An 18,599-nucleotide genomic window follows, 5' to 3' on the forward strand; every position below is an offset into this window, starting at 1 on the left:
AACCGTACCCGTGGTCGCCGATGCCGGCACTGATGGCGATCACTCGCCCTCCGACCCCGCTTCGGCGAGTAGCTGCACGAACCGTCCACACCAGGTCCGCACCGTCGAGTGGTCGAACAGGTCGGTCGAGTACTCGACGACCCCGTGCAGCTCGTTCCCGACCGGCGTGACGACCAGCGCGAGGTCCCGGCGTGCGCAGCCGAGCTCCTGGTCGATGACCTCCACGTCGGCGCCGGGCAGGGTGACCTCGGGCAGCGCCGGATTGAAGCCGAACAGCATCGTCGCCACCGGGGGCGCCGCGCCGACCCGCCACTCGGGGTCGACAGCGGCGTAGATGGCGGGCAGGGGCGCCGGCTGGTGCCGGACGGCGTCGAGGAACGCCTGCTCGGTGCCGGCCACCAGGTCGGCGAGATTCGTCGCGGTCGCCAGCGGCGGGCGCACCAGCAGGGTGCTGGTGAACAGACCGACCACCGACTCGAAGGCCCGGTCGTCGCGGTGCGCGTACGGGCAGGCCAGCACGACGTCGTGGTGGCCGACGAGTTCGCTGGCCAACCGCGCGTAACTCGCCAGCAGCACGGGGAAGACGGTGGTCCCGCGCCTGGCGGCGACGTCGTGCAGGCGGGCGGTCAGGTCGGCGGGAACGGTGAAGGTGACCTCCTCGCCGCGACCCGACAGGCGGGCCGGCCGGGGACGGTCGGTCGGCAGCGACAACACCCGGGGCGCGCCGGCGAGCTGCCGCCGCCAGTACGTCAGCACGTCCGGCGCCACAGTCGTGGCGCGCTGGCGGCGGGCGTACGTCAGGTAGCTGGACGCCGGGCGCGTCGGGGCGGGACCCGCTGCGCGCTCGGCGGCGTACCCGCGCCCCAGCTCGTCCAGGAGCTGGAGCATCGACCACCCGTCGCCGTGCAGGTGGTGTACGACGAACAGCAGCACCCACGTCTCGTCGTCGAGTCGGGCCACCTCGGCACGGACCCGGGGCACCCGGTCGTCGGGGAACGGTTCCCGTCCGGACCGCAGGCACCACTGGTCGACCTCGTGCTCACGCAGGTCCCGCACGGACAACCCGACCGGGCTCGGGGGCAGCACCTCCTGGGTGAGCACGCCGTCGCGCTCCACCAGGCGGGCACGCAGCGCCTCGTGCCTGTCGACGAGCCCGTCCAGAGCACGTTCGAGGGCCGGCAGGTCGAGCCGGCCGGTGATGTTCATCCGCACCGCCATGTGCACGGCCGGCGGGTTCGGCGCCTGCCGCTGCCGCTGCCACATCAGTTCCTGCTGGTACGTCGCCGGCGCCCGCGCCACGACCGGGTCGTCGGCGACCGGCGCACGACCGGCCGGGTCGTCGGTCGCCCGCGACCCGCCGGTCAGTTCGTCGCCGTCCGACGACCCGGTCGTCTCGTCGCCGTCCGGCGACCGGCTGGCCAGCTCCCGGATGCCCCGGCTGCGCAGCACCTCGTGCACACCCACCCGCTGCGGACCGAGCGCCGTCAACCGGTTGGCCAGCCGGACGGCCGCGAGCGAGTGGCCGCCGGCGGCGGTGAACGGCACGTCCACCGACAGCTCCGGCACCCCCAGCTCCGCGCACCAGGCATCGTGGACGATCCGCTCCCGGCTCGTGCGGGGCCGCTCGACGACGGGTGTGGCGGGCGGCGCGGGCAGGCGGGCGGCGTCCACCTTGCCGGTACCGGTGGTCGGCAGGGTGTCGAGCAGCACCCAGGCCACCGGGACGAGGTGCGCGGGGAGACGCTCGGCCAGCGCCGCGGCCAGGACCCGCGGGTCCGACGGTCGGTGCTCCTCGTCGACGACCACGTAGGCCGCCAGGTAGGGGTCGTCACCCCGATCGTGGCGGGCGATCACGGCCGCCTGCCGTACGCCGGGCAGGTGGGCGAGCGCCGCGCCGACCTCGCCCGGCTCGATCCGGTATCCGGCGATCTTGACCTGCTCGTCGACCCGGCCCACGAACTCCAGGACGCCGGTCCCGCGCACCCGGGCGAGATCCCCGGTGCGGTACATCCGGTCACCGGGTCGGAACGGGTCCGGCACGAACGCCGCGGCGGTGTCCGCCGGTCGTCCCCGGTAGCCCCGGGCCACCCCGGCGCCGCCGACGTACAGCTCTCCCACCGCCCCGGGTGGCACCGGACGGCCGGCGGCGTCCAGGAGGCGCAGTCGGCGGTTGTCCACCGGAGCGCCGATGTCGATCGCCCCGGGGCCGTCCGGGGACACCGGCCCGGCAGTGGTCACGATGCTGCACTCGGTCGGGCCGTAGGCGTTGACGACCTCGGCGGGGAAGTCGACCGGCGGGCGACGGCGCAGCTGGCTACCCCCGACGACGAGGGTCCGCAGGGTCGCCGCATCGGTGGCCGGCAGCGCGAAGACGAGTTCGGCCAGCGGCGCCACCAGGAAGGCGACGGTGACGCCGTGCCGGGACCACTCGTCGACGAGAGCTGCCGGGTCCGAGCGGACCCCGTCCGGGACGAGGTGGACGGTGGCACCGGCGGCGAGCGCCGGGTACGTCTCGGCGAGGTTCGCGTCGAAGCCCAGGCCCAGACCGTGCGCCACGGTGTCGGCGGGGGTCAGTCCGAGTGCCCGGACGTGCCAGGACACCGTGTCCACGGCGGCCCGGTGCGGCACCAGGACCCCCTTGGGTCGACCGGTGGAGCCCGAGGTGTAGACGCACCAGGCCAGGTGCTCGGGCGTGGGCGTGCGCTCGACCGGTGGCAGGTCCGGGTCCACCGGCTCCTCCACCAGGACCCGCGCGACCTCCGTCGGGTGGTCGATCTCGGCGGTGGTGAGCAGCAGCCGCGCGCCGCTGTCGGCCAGCAGGTCCCGCACGCGGGCGACGGGCAGCGTCGGATCGAGGGGCAGGAACCCGCCGCCGGCCAGGAGGACGGCGAGCTGCGCGGCGAGGAGTTCGGGTCGACGGGGCAGGAGCACGGCCACGATGTCGTCCGGCCCCACGCCGGTGGCGGCGATCCGGCGGGCCAGCAGCTCGGCACGCCGGTGCAGCTCCCGGTAGGTCCAGCGGGTGCGGCCGCAGACCACCGCGACGGCGTCCGGCGTACGGGCGACCTGCCGGACGAACGGGTCGTGCAGCCGTTCGGCCGGCGGCCGCACGCGCGGCCCGTCGAGCTGGTCGGCGGGTTCGGACAGGCGCGTCGCGAGGTGGGACAGCCGGTCCCCCGGCTGCCGGGTGACCCGGTCCAGGATGCGCCGCACGTCGTCCAGGAACCGGCGCACCGTGGCGCCGTCGAACACGTCGGTCCGGTACTCGACGTGGCAGCGCACGGTGTCGGCGTGGGACAGGTAGATGACGAGGTCCACCGGCGCCTTGTCCAGCCCCAGCCGCAGGGGCGTCGCGGTGACACCGGGCAGGTCGAACGCGAAGAGCTCGTCGCCGCCGCTGTACTCCACCACGACGTCGAAGAGCGGATGGCGACCGGGCTGCCGATCCGGGGCGAGCGCGTGGACGAGGACGTCGAACGGGACGCTGTGGTCGTACCCGTCGGCGGCGGTGGACTGGACCCGGGTCACGAGTTCCCGGAACGTGGGGTCGCCGCTGAGGTCCAGCCGCAGCGGCAGGGTGTCGACGAAGAACCCGATCAGGTCCGCGCAGGTCTCGTCGCGGCCGCTGGTGCCGGTACCCACCACCAGGTCCGGCTGGCCGCTGAACCGGAACAGCATCACCCCGATCGCGCTGAGCAGCGTGCTGAAGACGGTCACTCCCTCGGCCCGGCTGAACCGCCTGATCCGGTCGGTGAGGTCGGTGGGGAGGTCGACGAAGAGTGTCGCGCCGGCGGCCGACGGGACGGCCGGCCGCTGCCGGTCGGAGGGGAGCACCAGGGTCGGTGGCAGCGGGTCGAGCTGGTCGAGCCAGTAGTCGAGGTGCTTCTCGGTCACGTCGGTGGCGGCCCGCGCGAGATCCGCATAACTCGTCGGCAGCGGAGGCAGGTGCGGCGCGTGGCCGCCGATGCGGGCCCGGTAGCACGCCGACACCTCCCGGGTCAGCACGGCGTACGAGCCGCCGTCGGTCGCCAGGTGGTGGAACGACAGCACCAGCACGTGGTGCGTCGGGGAGAACCGCAGCAACTCGAACGCGCACAGCGGGCCCGCGCCGAGATCGAACATCCGGGTGCTCATCGTGGCCAGCACGCCCCGTACGACGCTCTCCTCCTCGTCGCCCGGGTGCTCGCGCACCGGAAGGTCGACCTCCCACCGCTGGTGGACGACCTGGCGCGGCTCGCCATCGATCTCCCGGTAGGTGGTCCGCAGCGGGCCGTGCCGGTCCACGACGTCCTGTAGGGCCTCGCGGAGCACGACCGCGTCGAGCGTGCCGAGCAGCCGCACCGCGGCGCCCTCCAGGTACGCCGGGGTGCCCGGATCGATCTGCTCGGCCAACCACAGCCGACGCTGCCCCGGCGACAGAGGCGCCGTGTCGACAGGCGCGGCGGCGGTCGCGCCGTCCGGGACGGGCCGCCGCTCGGACCGCCGGGGGCGGCGCTCCCGGCGGCGGGTGGCGCGGCGCAGCGTGTCGATGACCGGCAGGCCGTCCCGGACGGCCCGCGCCGGCAGGCCGAAGTCGACGAAGCAGGCGATCTCGTCCGCGCCCGCCGCGAGGACCGCCTCGACCGTCGCACGGCAGCTCTCCGGCGAGCCGATCAGCGCCCGCTGGTCGCAGTACCGCTGGTACGCCTGCCCCAGCACGAACCGGACGTCGTCCTCGGGGGTGTCGGCCAGGTCGATGCCCAGGCCGAGACTGTTGACCACCTGCCCGAACAGGCTGAGTGAAGAGCGCAGGTACGCGCAGAAGGGCTCGAACGCGGTGGTCCGGGCACGCTCGGCGTCCTCGTCCAGGTAGGTGTGCATCAGCACCACCACCCGTCCGGACTCGGGGTCGAGCCCGTGCTCGGCGCGGGTGCGGCGGTACAGCGCGACGTTCTCGGCCAGCCGTGCCACGTCCTGCGTCATCAGGTTGGTGACCACACCCAGCCCTCGACGGGCGGCCTCCCGGTAGCTGTCGGGGTTACCGACGATGGCCGTGAACAGCGGCGGCTCGGCCTGCACCGGACGCGGGAACAGGCGCACCTCGATGTCCTCGCCGGTGCCGGACCGGGCCCCGATGGTCTCGCCCCGCCAGAGCCGCCGGACGGTGTCCAGGTTGTCGTACATCACCTGCTTGTGGCGGGGGAAGTTCTCCGGGTAGAAGACGAAGTCGTTGGCGTGCCAGCCGGGCGCGCAGCCGAGACCGACCCGGCCGCCGGAGAGGCGGTCCACCATCGACCACTCCTCGGCGACCCGGATGGGATGGTGCAGTGGCAGCACCACCGACCCGGCGTTGATCCGTAGCCGACGGGTCCGCACCGCGAGGGCCGCGGCCAGCACCGAGGGGTTGGGAAAGATGCCACCGAACGAGTGGAAGTGCCGCTCCGGCAACCAGACGCCGTGGAAACCGTGCGCGTCGGCGAACTCGGCGGCGTCCAGGATGACCTCGTACGGGTCGTCCCGCCCCTGGTCCGGGTAGTCGCCGAAGAAGTAGAGGCTGAGGTCGACGGTGTCGGTCGCGCCGGTGTCCGGCGTGTGCGGCAGCGGGGCGGGCGGCACCGGTCGTGGCGTCGGCGCCGGGGTGGCCGGTGGCGCGCCGCCGAGCAGCGCGAGCTGCTCGCGCATCAGGTCGAGCTGCCGGTGTACGACGCTGGCGAGTTCGACCGGAACATCCCCGGCGCTGCCGGCCGGCGACATCCCCGTGGAGACGGCCGGCGACGCCCCCGCCGACACCCCCGGGGAGACGGCCGGCGACGCCACAGTGGCACCGGCCGGTGTCGGGGCGGCGTCGGCGGTCACCGCCTCGGCGAGCCGGCGCGGGGTCCCGGTGGGCCCGAACAGGTCGCGGACCGGTATCCGGACGCCGAAGACGTTGTTGATCTCCCGGGACATCGTCATCAGCAGCAGCGAGTCCGCCCCGGCCCGCAGGAACGTCTGGTCCGGGTCGACCTGGTCCACGGGCAGGCCGAGGCGCTCGGCGGTCAGCGCGAGAACCCGGGTCAGCGCCGGACCCCCGGCCGGGTCCCCGGCCGCCGCCGGCGCGGTGACCGCCGGCGCGGACCCGGCCGGGGTGGCGTGCGCCGTGGCGGGAGAAGGAGTCAGCGCCGACGCCTCGGCCCAGAACCGCTGCTGCTGGAAGGGGTACGCCGGCAGCGAGGTCCGCCGCCCGCCGCAGTCGGCGGTGAGGGCGGCCCAGTCCACCTCGACGCCCGTGACGTACAGCTCGGCCACCGCACGCCAGAGCCCGTCCACCGGCCCCAGGTCCCCGCGCTGCGCGGACACCCAGCGCGCCGCGGACCCGGTGGCCCGGGCGATACCGGTGAGCACACCATCCGACCCCGCCTCCAGCACCGTCGTGACGCCCTGCTCGGCGAGGGTCCGCACCGCCTCGTCGTACGCCACCGGCTCGCGGGCCTGGCGGCACAGGTGCTCGGCGTCGGGCACCCAGCCCGGACGCCGGAGCCGCCCGTCCACTGTGCTGACCAACGGCACCTCGACGGGGCGCACCGGCACGTCCTCGACCACCCGCCGGAAACGGTCGAGCACCGGCTCGACGGCCGCCGAGTGGAACGCCCGGTCCACCGGCAACCGGCGGGTCACCGCGCCGAGTCGCAGGGCCAGCTCCCCCACCGCCGCCACGGCGTCGGGCGACCCGGACAGAACGTACTGGTCGGGGCCGTTGCGGGCGGCCACCTCCACCTCGCCGCCGGCGGTCAACTCCGCGACGGTCCGTGCGTCCGCCAGCACCGCCAGCATCGCCCCGGCAGGCATGCCCTCCCGCATGAGCCGGCCACGGTGGGCGGTGAGCGTGACGGCGTCGGTGAGCGCCAGCGCGCCGGCGGCGACCAGCGCGGCGTACTCCCCCACGCTGTGCCCGAGCAGGTAGCCGGGGGCCAGTCCCCAGGACCGCCACAGTTCGGTCAGCGCCACACCGGTGACGACGAGGGCGGGCTGGGCCACGTCGGTCGGGTACCCGCCGTTCCGTTCCCGCAGTCGGGCGACCAGGTCCCCGCCGACCGCCCGCCGGTACGCCTCGGCTCCCTCGTCGAGCACCCGCCGGACCACCGGGAACCGCTCGGCGAGGTCGAGGACGACGGCGCGCAGCTCCCCCTGGCCGGGCAGCGCCAGGGCGAGCGAGGCGGGAGCGCCCTCGCCGGCCCGCCCGACGAGCACGTCGTCGGCGACGCCCCCGCGTACCCAGTCGTCCAGGGCGTCCGCCAGGGTCGTCACCGTCGCGCCGCAGGCGACGAGGCGGTGCCGCCGGTGCCGGCGGCCCGTCCCGGCGGTCGAGACGACGTCGGCGAGCGACGGCCGGTCGTCGGCGCGCAGCCGGTCGCGGTACCGCACGGCCAGCTCCCGCAGCGCCTCGGGGTCGGCAGCCGACAGGGGCAGCAGTCCCGGCGCCGGGCGCAGCCCGGTGGCCGGCGCCGGGGCCGGGGTCGCCTCCGGCGGCTGCTCCACGATCACGTGGGCGTTCGTGCCGCCCACCCCGAGCGCGCTCACCGCCGCCCGACGCGGGTACGGGGACGCCGGCCAGTCCGTGCGGCGCGTGATGATCGTGAACGGCCCGTCGGCGAGGTCGATGGCGGGGTTCGGTGTCGTGAAGTTGAGCTGCGGGGGGATCTGCGCGTCCCGGACGCTCAGTATCGTCCGGATCAGCCCGGCCATGCCCGCGCAGCTGTCCAGGTGACCGACGTTGGCCTTGACCGAGCCGAGGAAGGGCCGACCCCCCGCGTACGCCTCGGCGAGAGCGTGGTGTTCCACCGGGTCGCCCAGGGCGGTGCCCGTGCCGTGCGCCTCGACGTAACCGACGGACCCGGCCGGCACCGCCGCGTTGGCCAGCGCCCGCCGGACCACGTCCACCTGGCCGGACACCCCGGGCGCGGTGTACCCGACCTTGGCGGCGCCGTCGTTGTTGACCGCCGAGCCGAGGATCACCGCGTGGACGCGGTCGCCGTCGGCGAGGGCCCGGCGCAGCGGCTTGAGGACCACGGCGGCGACCCCGTTGCCCCCGACCGTGCCGTCGGCGGCGGCGTCGAAGGGACGGCAGCGTCCACCGGCGGACAGGATCGAGTCCGGAGAGTGCCGGTAGCCGGTCACCTGCGGCACGTGCAACGCCACCGCCCCGGCGACCGCCAGGTCCGCCTCGCCGTCGCGCAGCGCCCGCGCCGCCAGGTGCACCGCGACGAGGGAGGTCGAGCAGGCGGTCTGCACGTTGATCGCCGGGCCGGTCAACCCGAGGCGGTAGGAGACCCTGGTGGCCAGGAAGTCCGGCTGGTTGCCGAGGGCGGCGCCGATCGAGGCGACCGGGTCGGCGGAACCGGGCAGCGTGGCGAGCTGATGCCGCAGATAGGTGTGGTGCGGATAGAGGTTCATCCCGCTGCCCGCGTAGACAGCGGTGCGACGACCGGGGCCGTCGCCCGGGTGTCCCGCGTCCTCGAGCGCGTGGTGGCAGGTCTGGAGGAAGAGTCGGTGCTGCGGGTCGAGCATCCGGGCCTCCCGGGGGGTGATGCCGAAGAAGTCCGCGTCGAAGCCCGTGATGTCGTCGAGGACTCCGCTCGCGCCGACGAAGTCGGGCGCGGTGGCGACCTCCGGCGGTACCCCCGCGGCCACCAGCTCGTCCGGGGTGAAGTGACGGATGCTCTCCACGCCGGCGAGCAGGTTCGCCCAGTACTCCTGGACGGTGTCCGCGCCGGGAAACCGGGCCGCCATGCCGATGACCGCGACGTGGTGGTCCCCCGGTGCCGCGGCGACCTGCTCGGTCACGGCCGGCGCCGGGACGTCGGCCAGGTGGGCGCTGAGCGCGTTGACAGTGGGATGGGCGAAGAGCGTGGGTCGGGGCACGCGCCGGCCGAGCGCGCGCTCCAGACGCGCTCCGAGTTGGACGATCGTGACCGAGCCGATGCCGAGTTCGTAGAACGGGACGGTGGGGTCGACCGGGGCGCCGGCCAGCTCGGCGACGATGTCGGCCACCAGCGCCCGCACGTCGGCAGGGCCGCGCCCGCGGGGCCGGACGCCGGCCGCCGCGGGCGGGTCGCCGGCGACGCCGCCGTCCGCGCCGCCACCCGGGCCCGCTGCCCCGGCGTGCCCGGCCAGGTGACGGCGGCGCAGGTCCGCGCGCCTGATCTTGCCACCCGAGGTACGCGGGAACTCCTCGGCGGGAACCGCGAGCACCTGGGCCGGCGTGACCTGCCAGCGCCGGGCCACCACCGAGGCGACGCCCCGGGCCACCACACCGGCCGGAACGACGGCATCGTCGTCGGCGACGTAGAACACGACGAGCGACTCCGTGCCGATCTCCGGGTCCGGGACGCCGACGGCGGCGACCAGGCCGTCCCGTACGCCGGGCACGGTGCCCGCCACGGTTTCGATCTCGTGGCAGGGGACGTTCTGTCCGTTGACGATCACCAGGTCCTTCGCCCGCCCGGTGATGGCGATCTCGCCGTCGCGCATGAACGCGAGATCGCCGGTGTCCAGCCACTCGTCACCGTGCGGAAAGGCGAGCCGGGACGCCTCCGGATCGTCGAGGTAGCCGGGGGTGACCCGGGCCGAGGCGATTTCCAGCCGGCCGACGCGCCCCTCGGGGAGCACCGTCCCGTCCGGGGCCACGATCCGCACCGTGGCCCCGGGGGCCGGGCGTCCGACGGAGAGGTACTCCGAGACCAGCTCGGCGGGGTCGTCGTCGGCGGCCCACTCCAGGTCACCGTCGAGGGTGGCGGTGCGCACCCGGTGCCGGTTGCCGGGGGTCCCGTAGGTGCCGAAGGTGATCCCGGTGGTGGTCTCCGACATGCCCCAACCCGGCCGGATCGCTGTCGCCGGCACTCCGGTGGCGGCCACGAACGCGTCGATCGTCTCCCGTAGGCACTGCTCACCGCCGTTGACCAGGCAGCGCACCCCGCGCAGGTCCCACCGCCGGTCGACGTCGTCCGCGACCGCCTCGACCACCAGTCGCAGGCCGAAGTTCGGCGACCAGGTGTGCGTCACCCGGTGCCGGCGCATCAGCTCCAGCCAGCACGTCGGGTCGGCGAGCACCAGGTCGGTGGCGACGTGCACGGAGGTGGCACCGAGGAAGATGCCGGCCACGTGATAGAGCAGCAGGCCCGCGGAGTGGTCCACCGGCAGCCAGTTGAGCAGGACGTCGGACGGACCGACGTCGAGCATCTCCCGCGTGCCGAGGGCGTTCTCGACCAACGCCCGGTGGGTGAGCGGGATGACCTTGGGCGTGCCGGTGCTGCCGGAGGAGAGTTGCAGGAGGGCGGTGCCCCCCGGCTCCGCGGCCGTGACGTCCGACGCCCCGGCGGCGCGGACGTGCCCGGTGTCCGACCCGGCGATCGTCAGCTCGGGCGCCGCCACCAGCCTGTCCCGCAGCGGCAGACCAGCGAGCGGGTCGAGGTCGTCCGAGCCGGCCACGACCGTCGGCCCGCCGAGCTTGTGCCAGGTGTGCAGCAGGGCTGTCACACCCGCGGCGTCCCGGTCGTAACCGTTGAGAGCGCCGGTGGTGAGCGGCACGATGCCGCCCAGGAGGCAGCCGGCGAAGACGGGCCAGTATTCGACGCCGGACGTGATCCGCAGGATGACGGGCGAGCCGGGCCGCACGCCGTGGGCCCGCAGGCCGGCCAGCGCCACAGTCGCCCTGGACAGCAGGTTCCGGTGGTCGAGGAACTCCTCCCGCCCGTCCGAGTCCACCACCAGGATGCCGGACTCGGGGAAGTCCCGGGCGGCGCGCACCAGCGCGGCGCCCAGGCTCTCGGGGAAGGCGGCGTCCGCGGGGAGGTCTCCCCCGTAGCTGATCGCGGGACGTCGTTCGGGCGCTGCGGACCTCACGGGGGAACCTCGACTTTCTGCACAGCCGGTCGGCGTGCGCGGCGTTGCGGGAAGCGGAGCTGGCTGACCAGGAACACGACGGCGGCCACGAGGGCGAGCCCGTGCGCGGCGGCGATCACCGGGAAGGGGGCGAACTGGTCGAGGGCGACGGCGCTGACGACCATGCCCAGGCCGAACCCGGCGTTCTGGACCGCCCCGGCGAGGCCGAACAGGTGCGCCCGGCGCGACGGCTCGACGGCCTGCAGCCGGGTGGTGTAGCTGATCTCGGCGTACCCGTCCGCCATTCCCGCCGCGACCACCACGACGACCAGCAACCACAGTGGTGGACCGGTGAAGGCGCTGACGAACAGCACCGACATCGCGCAGGTCGCGAGCCCGAAGGCGAGCGGGGAGACCGGGCCGGCCCGCAGTCGGCGGGCGAGCAGGCGGCTGACCACGAGGCTGCCCACCGCCCAGGACGCGGTGAACAGGGCGGCGAACGACGCGGGCGCGTCGGGACGGGTCGCGGTGGCGTACACCGGCAGACCGACGTTGTGTGACGCGGACCCGAACGCGTCGGCGGCCCGGACCGCGACCATCGCCAGCACCACAGGTGCGACACCGGAGAGCGCGTGGCGGACCCGGAGACCGTACGGACGACCGGTCGATGGGCGGTGCGCGGCCGTCGGACGCCAACCGCCGACCCGGGTCAGCAGCAGCGCGGAGAGCACGTAGGTGGCGGCGTCCAGCAGGAACGCGGCGTGGTAGCCGAGCACTGTGACGACGACGCCCGAGGTGCCGAAGCCGAGCAGCATGGCCGTCGACCGGGCGGCGACGAGGTGCGCGTTGGCGCGGGCGAGCCGATCGGGTGCGACAAGGTCCGGTATCCCGCTGCGGAGCGCGACCCCCCACAGGGTCTGTCCGGCGCCGAGGACGACGGCGAGCGCGTAGAGCACCACCGGTTGCCCGACCGACGGCGCCACCACCAGCGACACCAGCGTGCCGGCCGAGAGCAGGTCCGCGCCGACCATCAGGCGCTCACGCGGGTGACGCGCCACGAGTACCCCGGCCAGCGGACCCGCCAGGAACCCCGCCGCCAGCCGGACGGCCATGAACAGCCCGGTCTGCACCGTGGAGTCGGTGAGGTCCAGGGCGAACAGCCCCAGCGCCACCATGTTGAGGAAGCTGCCGTAGGTGGAGAGGGCGTGTGCGGCGACGACGAAACGGAGGGGGTGGTTCATCCGTACCCCGGTGAGCCCGATCAGGTTCCCCGCCGGGTCGCGCGGCGTGCACGCCACGAGGTCGTCGGGCCTTCGATCGCCGTACGTCCGTCTGTGGTCATCGCGTTGCCCACTCCCTGTCCCATCGGTGTTGGTGAGCCGCCGCGTTCGCCGTCCACAGCGCGGGCGCAACCCCGGGGAGCACCCGGTCCAGCCCTTCCTCGTTCGATACCATCAGCTCCGTGCCGAGGACCACCGTGTCCCAGTCGGACCAGTCGGCGTCCATCCGGCTGAGATCGGCTGCCAGCTCACGCCAGTCCACACGGTCCCGGCCGGCGTCCCGGCTCAGCGCCCGCTGCAGCGCGCGGCGCCGATCGGGAGCGGTCCGGTCGGCCACGGCGAGCCAGCGCTGCCGGCGGGCCGCGAACCCGAGGTCCGCCTCCGTGGGCACCTCCCGGTACAGCCGCTCGACGATGTCGTCGAGCCGTGCGTCCCGCACGTCGAGCAGGTGCGTGTAGACCCGCTGCCGCTGGTCGGCGTCGAGGAAGATCGACAGCTCGCGAACCACGTCGGCGGGCTCGTCGGTGGAGTGCACCCCGTTGACGACGTGGTTGCTGGTCGCCAACGCCGACCGCAGGTGCTCGGGAGAGCGTTCGGTGGTCACGGCCGGGCCCTTGAGCGCGGAGAGTCGCACAGTGGCGGGGACGCTGTCCGGGGGCAGCTGGACGACCAGCAGCAGCGAGGGGCTGCGGGACATGTACAGCTCGGTCAACGCCCGGCGTTCGGGCGTGGCGAAGTTCCACTGGTGCTGCCAGAGCGCGCGGGTGACGTGCCGGGACACCAGACAGGTCTCCGCGGCGACCAGTCTGATGCCGCGCGCCGTCATCCACTCGCAGGCCGGGCCGATCATCCGGCGGACCACCGCGTCCGGCTTGAACAGGATGAGGGCCGTCCGGTCGAGCAACCGCAGCACGCCGTCCTCGCTGCCGAGCGCGGTCACCAACTCCGCCCACGCCTCCTGGAAGTAGAGATCGAGGCCGTAGAGGCGGCGCTTGGCGGGCAGCACCGACAGGGTGGGCAGGATCTCCCGGCCGTAGCGCCCGAGGTCGTCGCTCACCCACGGCGTCTCGCCGCTCAAGGCTGACGGCCTTCCGCGGCCGGCCGGACGGCGAGCGTGAAGGTGGACACCAGTCGTTCGCCCTGCGTGATCTCCAGCTCGACGGAGAGCCGGGTCCGGCCCTCCGTGGTGACCGGCTCCGCCATCCGGGCCCGCACGACGGTCGGCAGGTCGAACTCGGCCACCGAGACGAACTCGGCGGAGACGCCGCACATCTCGAGGTCGGTCGCGGGCACGCCGAGGCGGCGCGCGCCCGCCAGCAGCGACAGTTGACGGCAGGCTTCCATCTGCACCATCGCGTAGAGGTGGTCGATGGGGTGGTCGAAGAGGACCGGGTGCCGGATGTCGGCGCGTACCGTGGCGACCACGTCCTTGCCGTCCTCGGTGACCTCCTCCAGCACCACGTTCGCCGGGTTCACCCGACCGACGTCGGCCGGGGCCAACCGGCTCGGCGGCGGAATCGAGATCACCGTTTGCTCGGGCAGGCCGCGCCCGGCGCGCAACGCGACCCGCATGGTCCGCCAGGTGGGCCGGTCGATCCAGGTCTGCCGCATCCGGGAGGTGGCGACCACGACGTCACCGACCCGCACGGTGAAGGCCCAGACCAGGCCGGACGGGACGTCACCCCGACGCCAGATCCGCTCGATCCGGCACCGCACGGTCAGTTCGGTGGGCGGCCCCTGCCGGAAGACCGTCGTGTCGACGAACTCACCGGACAGCTCCTTCAGCAGGAACTGGAAGTTGTTGCCGTCGACCGGCACGCCGAACTGGGTGTGCGCGACAACGAAGCAGGCCTGCCGGCAGACCTCGATCAGCAGGGCCAGGTCCGGTGTGCGGTCCTCGGTGGGAAACTCGCAGTAGAACCCGTGCGAGCGCGGCAGGCTCGCGCCGAGGACCGTCTCGTTCTCCCCCGTGGACGCGTAACTGGTCAGGAAGACCTGATCGAAGCCCCACTTGTGGACGAGCTTCCTCGGCAGGGTCTGCGCGTACCCGATGTCCTCGGTCGACATGGAAACCTCTTCCTCGATCATGCCGGCCGCCGCCCGGTGACCGCGGCCGTGAAGCGCCCCGCCATCGCTGTCACGTCCATCGACTCCGAGGCGCGATCGCCGGCCGGGCCGCCGACGGTTCCCCTGACCACCAGCATGATCGGGCCGGTCAGGGCGAGCGCCGCCCGGACAGCGGCGGTCAGGTCGGCGGTGTTCTCGACCAGGAGGGCGTGCCGGTATCCCGCGGCCTCGGCCACGACGGCGAAGTCGACGCTGGTGGCGGTCGGCTGCGCGCCGGTCGACTCGTACGCGCCGTTGTCGAAGACGATGTGCACCAGGTTCCGCGGCGCGTACCGACCGATGGTCGCCACCCCGCCCAGGTGCATGAGCATCGACCCGTCGCCGTCGAGGACCACGAACCGCCGGTCGGGGCGTTGCAGCGCGGCGCCGAACGCGAGCCCGGCGGCGTGCCCCATCGAGCCCTGCATGTAGAGGTTCGTCGGCCGGTCGCCCGCGCCGAACATGGCCCGCGACAGGTAACCCGTCGTCGACACGACCGCTTCGTCGCGCAGCTCGGCGGCGAGAGCCCGGACCAGGTCGTCGCGCAGCACCCGACCCTCGCCGGTCGGCTCGGCCAGCGGGCCCGGCGGTTCGATGGCGTTCTTGCCCACCAGCACGAAGCAGGTACGGCCGGACTCCAGCGTCTTGGACACCTCGGCCATCAGCTCGACGAACGGCATCCCCTCGCGCTCGAAGTGCCAGTACGGCAGGTCCATGCTGTCGAGCCAGGTGGTGGAGACCCTGCCCATCAACCGGTGCTGCGGCTCCCCCGGCCCGGCCGTCGGATATCCGCGCATGCTCATCAACACCAGCAGCGGGATGGAGTACGGCAGGACCAGCGAGGTGAGCGGGTTGATGAGGTTGCCGAGTCCGGAGTTCTGGATCAGGACGCCGGCGGGTACGCCCGCCAGTCGCGCGCCGGCGGCGATGGCCAACGCGCTGCCCTCGTTCACCGCCGGGACGTAGGAGACCCGCTCGTGATCGGCCAGCAGGCGCAGTGGCGCGGCGAAGTACGAGCACGGCACCCCGCTGAGGAACGTGACGCCCCGCGCCTCGAGCGCGGTGAGGAACTCTTCGCCGGTGGTCACGCCAGCTCCTGGAAGGCGGCCGGCATGTTCTGCAACGCGAACACCTCGGCCATCGACGCCAGGGAGTCCTCCAGGCCCGCGGCCGAGTCGCTTCGGGCCAGGTCGGCGAGGGTGGCGCGCATGCCCTTGATGGCCGCGCGCATGCCGTGGTTGGCGTAGATCACCAGGCGGTAGCCCACCTCGTAGAGGTCCTTCTCGCTCACGACGGGGTAGGTCGTGGGGACCGCCACCAGCGGCACGTCCCGGTCCCACCTGGCGCCGAACCCGAGCACCTGGTCGGGGTTCCTGCTCTTGCTGTGCACCAGGATGGCGTCCGCGCCGGCGTCGGCGTAGGCATGGGCCCGGCGCAGCGCCTCGTCCAGGTCGAACCCCGCGATCAGCGCCTCGGTACGGGCGATCAGCAGCAGGTCCCCGCTCTCCTGGGCCTGCTTGCCGGCCTGGATCTTCTGGACGAACTCCTCGGTGGACACCAGGTGCTGGGCGGTCGCCGCGAAGCTGTTCATCTTCGGGAACATCTTGTCCTCGATGCTCATCGCCGCGATGCCGCGCTTCTCATAGCGCTGCACGGCGTACGCGACGTTGAGCGGACCACCGAACCCGGTGTCGCAGTCGGCCACGATGGGCAGGTCGACCACCAGGTTCATCGCCTCGGCGACGTCCAGGAACTGGGTCATGGTGAGCAGGCTGGCGTCGGGGAGGCCGTGCGTGGCGGACGTCTCGAAGCTGGACGCCCACACCGCGTCGAAGCCCGCCTCCTGCACCAGCTTCGCGCTCAGTCCATCCCGAGCGCCCACCGTCCGCACCATGCGGTCACCGCTGAGCAGGGCACGTAGTTCAGTGGCTTTGGACATGCGTTCCTCCATGGTTGAGCCCGAGTGGGGACGTGCGGGCGGACGCCGGTGTCCGCCGCTTCTCCGGCAGGGCGGGCGGTCTCCACCCGTGCGGGGGCGCCGAGTCCCGATCAGAGATCCAGCGCGACCTGGTGCGTCGTGAGCCAGCGGTTGAGCCAGAGGGCCATCTCGAGACTGCCCCGGTCGTAGGGGCGACTGACCGCGCCGGTGGAGCGGCTCGACACGGCCCGTGCCCGGTCCAGGTCGAGCAGCGGACGGACCGGAGCGTCCTGGTCGGCGAGCACCTCGGCCAGCTCACGCTGGAGACCCTGCTCGTACCCGGGGTCCTGGGTGGCCGGGTAGGGCGTCTTGACCCGCGTCCGGATGGACTCCGGCAGGAGGTCCCCGGCCGCCGCGCGGAGCAGGCTCTTCTCCCGACCGTCGAAGGTCTTCAGCTGCCACGGCACGTTGAACACGTAGTCGACCAGTCGGTGGTCGCAGAACGGCACCCGGACCTCGAGACCGACAGCCATGCTCATCCGGTCCTTGCGATCGAGCAGGGTCTGCACGAACCGGGTGAGGTTGAGGTAGCTGATCTCCCGCATCCGGCGCTCGTCGGCCGGCTCGCCGGGCAGCACCGGAACCTCGGCCAGCGCCTCCCGGTACCTCGCCGCGCGGTAGCCGGGCAGGTCGAGCTTCTCCACCAGCCCGGGGTCGAGCAGCCGCAGCCCGCCGAAGTAACGGGCCGACCCGGAGGTGAGCCACGGGAAGGTGTCCGCCCGCACGGCGCCCGGATTGTGGAACCAGCGGTACCCGCCGAACAGCTCGTCGGCGGACTCTCCGGACAGCGCGACGGTGGAGTGCTGCCGGATCGCCCTGAACAACAGGTAGAGCGACGGCCACATGTCACCCCAGAAGGCAGGGGGAATGTCGGTGGCGCGCAGCACCGCCGCGCGTACGGCGGGGTCGAGCAGTTCCCGGCTGTCGAGCAGGACCTCGGTGTGCCGCGAGCCGACGAAGGCCGACAGCTCCCACGCGAACGGCGCGTCGGCGGCCGAGCGGACCGCGTCCGCCTGGAAGCTGTCTCCGGCGCCCCGGAAGTCGACGGAGAACGAGCGCACCTGATCCCGGCCGAGGGCCCGGGCCGCCAACGCGGTGACCGCCGAGGAGTCCAGCCCGCCGGAGAGCAGGGTGCAGAGCGGGACATCGGCGATCAGTTGGCGACGGACGGTGTCGTCGAGGAGCGCCCGGATGTGACCGACAGTGGTGTCCAGGTCGTCGGTGTGCTCCCGCGCCTCCAACCCCCAGTACCGCTCGATCCGCAGGCCCGTGCGGCCGACGCGGACCAGATGACCGGGGCGGACCTCGCGCATGTCGGCGAAGACGGCATGCTCGGGCGTCTTCACCATGTCGAGGACCTCGCGCAGGCCGTCGGCGTCGACCCGGCGCGAGCCACCCGGGTGCGCCAGGATCGACTTCGGCTCGGAACCGAACAGCACGCCGTCCGGCGTCTGGCTGTAGTAGAGCGGCTTGACACCCATCCGGTCGCGAACCAGGACCAGTTCCTCCCGCTCGACGTCCCAGACGCCGAAGGCGTACATGCCGTTGAGCCGGTCCGCGACGCCGGCGCCCCACTCCAGGTAGCCACGCAGCAGCACCTCGGTGTCGCCGGTGGTCCGGAAGTGGTGTCCCCGGGCGCTCAGTTCACCGCGCAACTCGCGGAAGTTGTAGATCTCACCGCAGAAGGTGAGCACCGCCAGTACCCGGTCGTCGTCCTCCGCGACCATCGGTTGGTGGCCGCCCGCCGGGTCGATCACGGCGAGCCGCCGGTGCCCCAGCGCGACGCTGGCGTCGAGCCAGAACCCCTCGCTGTCCGGCCCGCGGCACTCCAAGGGCCTCGTCATCGCACGGATGGTGTCGCTGTTCACGGACGGGTCGTGGTCATAGCCGACCCATCCCGCAATCCCACACACAGTGCAGCTCCCCGGTTGGTTGAGTGCCAGCCCCGGCCAGCCTCCGCTCAGCTGTGGTGGCTCAGCTGCGCGTTCGTCAGCCGGAGCAGTTCGTTGGGTGTCCCGGCGGCGAGCACCGAGTCCAGTGGAAGCGACACGCCGTAGTCCTGCTCGATGCGGGCGAACGTGTTGAACAGGGCGAGGGAGTCGAACCCGAGGCTCTCGAACGAGCAGTCGCCGACGTCGCCGCTGAGGTCCACGTCGACAGTGGCGTCGCGATCCCCGAATTCGACCATCAACTGCGTCAGCCGTCGCAGGTCAAGCTCCATCATGTTCTCCCAGGTGCGCGGCACGCCCACGTGTCGGCGTCGACCCAACAGATACGCAGGCAGGGCGACCGAGACGATTACGCACAATAGGCGGGGTCCCCCCGGAACGCCGCGTCGCGCGATGTCGTAGAAGCGCCAAACCCCCGTAACCACGGGTTCACCGCGGCGAAGACAT

The 18,599-nt window shown here is 73.3% G+C and carries 8 protein-coding genes; all 8 read right to left on the reverse strand.

The window, feature by feature from the left end; genetic code table 11:
* Window positions 1-39: 39 nt before the first annotated feature.
* The 8 genes from O7634_RS29250 to O7634_RS29285 all read right to left on the reverse strand — a co-directional run bounded on the left by O7634_RS29250 (window position 40) and on the right by O7634_RS29285 (window position 18,424).
* Window positions 40-10,860, reverse strand: a complete 10,821-nt coding sequence (locus O7634_RS29250) for a non-ribosomal peptide synthetase/type I polyketide synthase (protein ID WP_278153356.1) — start codon at window positions 10,858-10,860, stop codon at window positions 40-42.
* Window positions 10,857-12,080, reverse strand: a complete 1,224-nt coding sequence (locus O7634_RS29255) for an MFS transporter (RefSeq protein WP_278153357.1) — start codon at window positions 12,078-12,080, stop codon at window positions 10,857-10,859. Before O7634_RS29255 ends, O7634_RS29250 begins: the two co-directional genes overlap by 4 nt.
* A gap of 97 nt (window positions 12,081-12,177) precedes the next feature.
* On the reverse strand, window positions 12,178-13,176 hold the full coding sequence (locus O7634_RS29260) for a nucleoside-diphosphate kinase (RefSeq protein ID WP_278153358.1): 999 nt from the start codon (window positions 13,174-13,176) through the stop codon (window positions 12,178-12,180).
* 17 nt (window positions 13,177-13,193) lie between these two features.
* Window positions 13,194-14,186, reverse strand: coding sequence for an AfsA-related hotdog domain-containing protein (locus O7634_RS29265; RefSeq protein WP_278153359.1), 993 nt, complete (start codon window positions 14,184-14,186; stop codon window positions 13,194-13,196).
* 17 nt (window positions 14,187-14,203) lie between these two features.
* The gene (gene aepY / locus O7634_RS29270; protein WP_278153360.1) at window positions 14,204-15,313 is read right to left on the reverse strand and encodes a phosphonopyruvate decarboxylase; all 1,110 of its coding nucleotides are present in this window, start codon (window positions 15,311-15,313) and stop codon (window positions 14,204-14,206) included.
* A complete protein-coding gene (locus O7634_RS29275) occupies window positions 15,310-16,164 on the reverse strand; it encodes an isocitrate lyase/phosphoenolpyruvate mutase family protein (RefSeq protein ID WP_278153361.1) in 855 nt (284 codons plus the stop codon). The genes aepY and O7634_RS29275 overlap by 4 nt, the downstream gene beginning before the upstream one ends.
* 110 nt (window positions 16,165-16,274) lie before the next feature.
* The gene (gene asnB, locus O7634_RS29280) at window positions 16,275-18,116 is read right to left on the reverse strand and encodes an asparagine synthase (glutamine-hydrolyzing) (RefSeq protein WP_278153362.1); all 1,842 of its coding nucleotides are present in this window, start codon (window positions 18,114-18,116) and stop codon (window positions 16,275-16,277) included.
* Between the two features lie 47 nt (window positions 18,117-18,163).
* Window positions 18,164-18,424 (reverse strand): acyl carrier protein, encoded by a 261-nt coding sequence (locus O7634_RS29285; protein WP_278153363.1) that lies wholly within the window; start codon window positions 18,422-18,424, stop codon window positions 18,164-18,166.
* Window positions 18,425-18,599: the final 175 nt, after the last annotated feature.

It is taken from the genome of Micromonospora sp. WMMD1120 (assembly GCF_029626235.1).
GTDB lineage: Bacteria > Actinomycetota > Actinomycetes > Mycobacteriales > Micromonosporaceae > Micromonospora.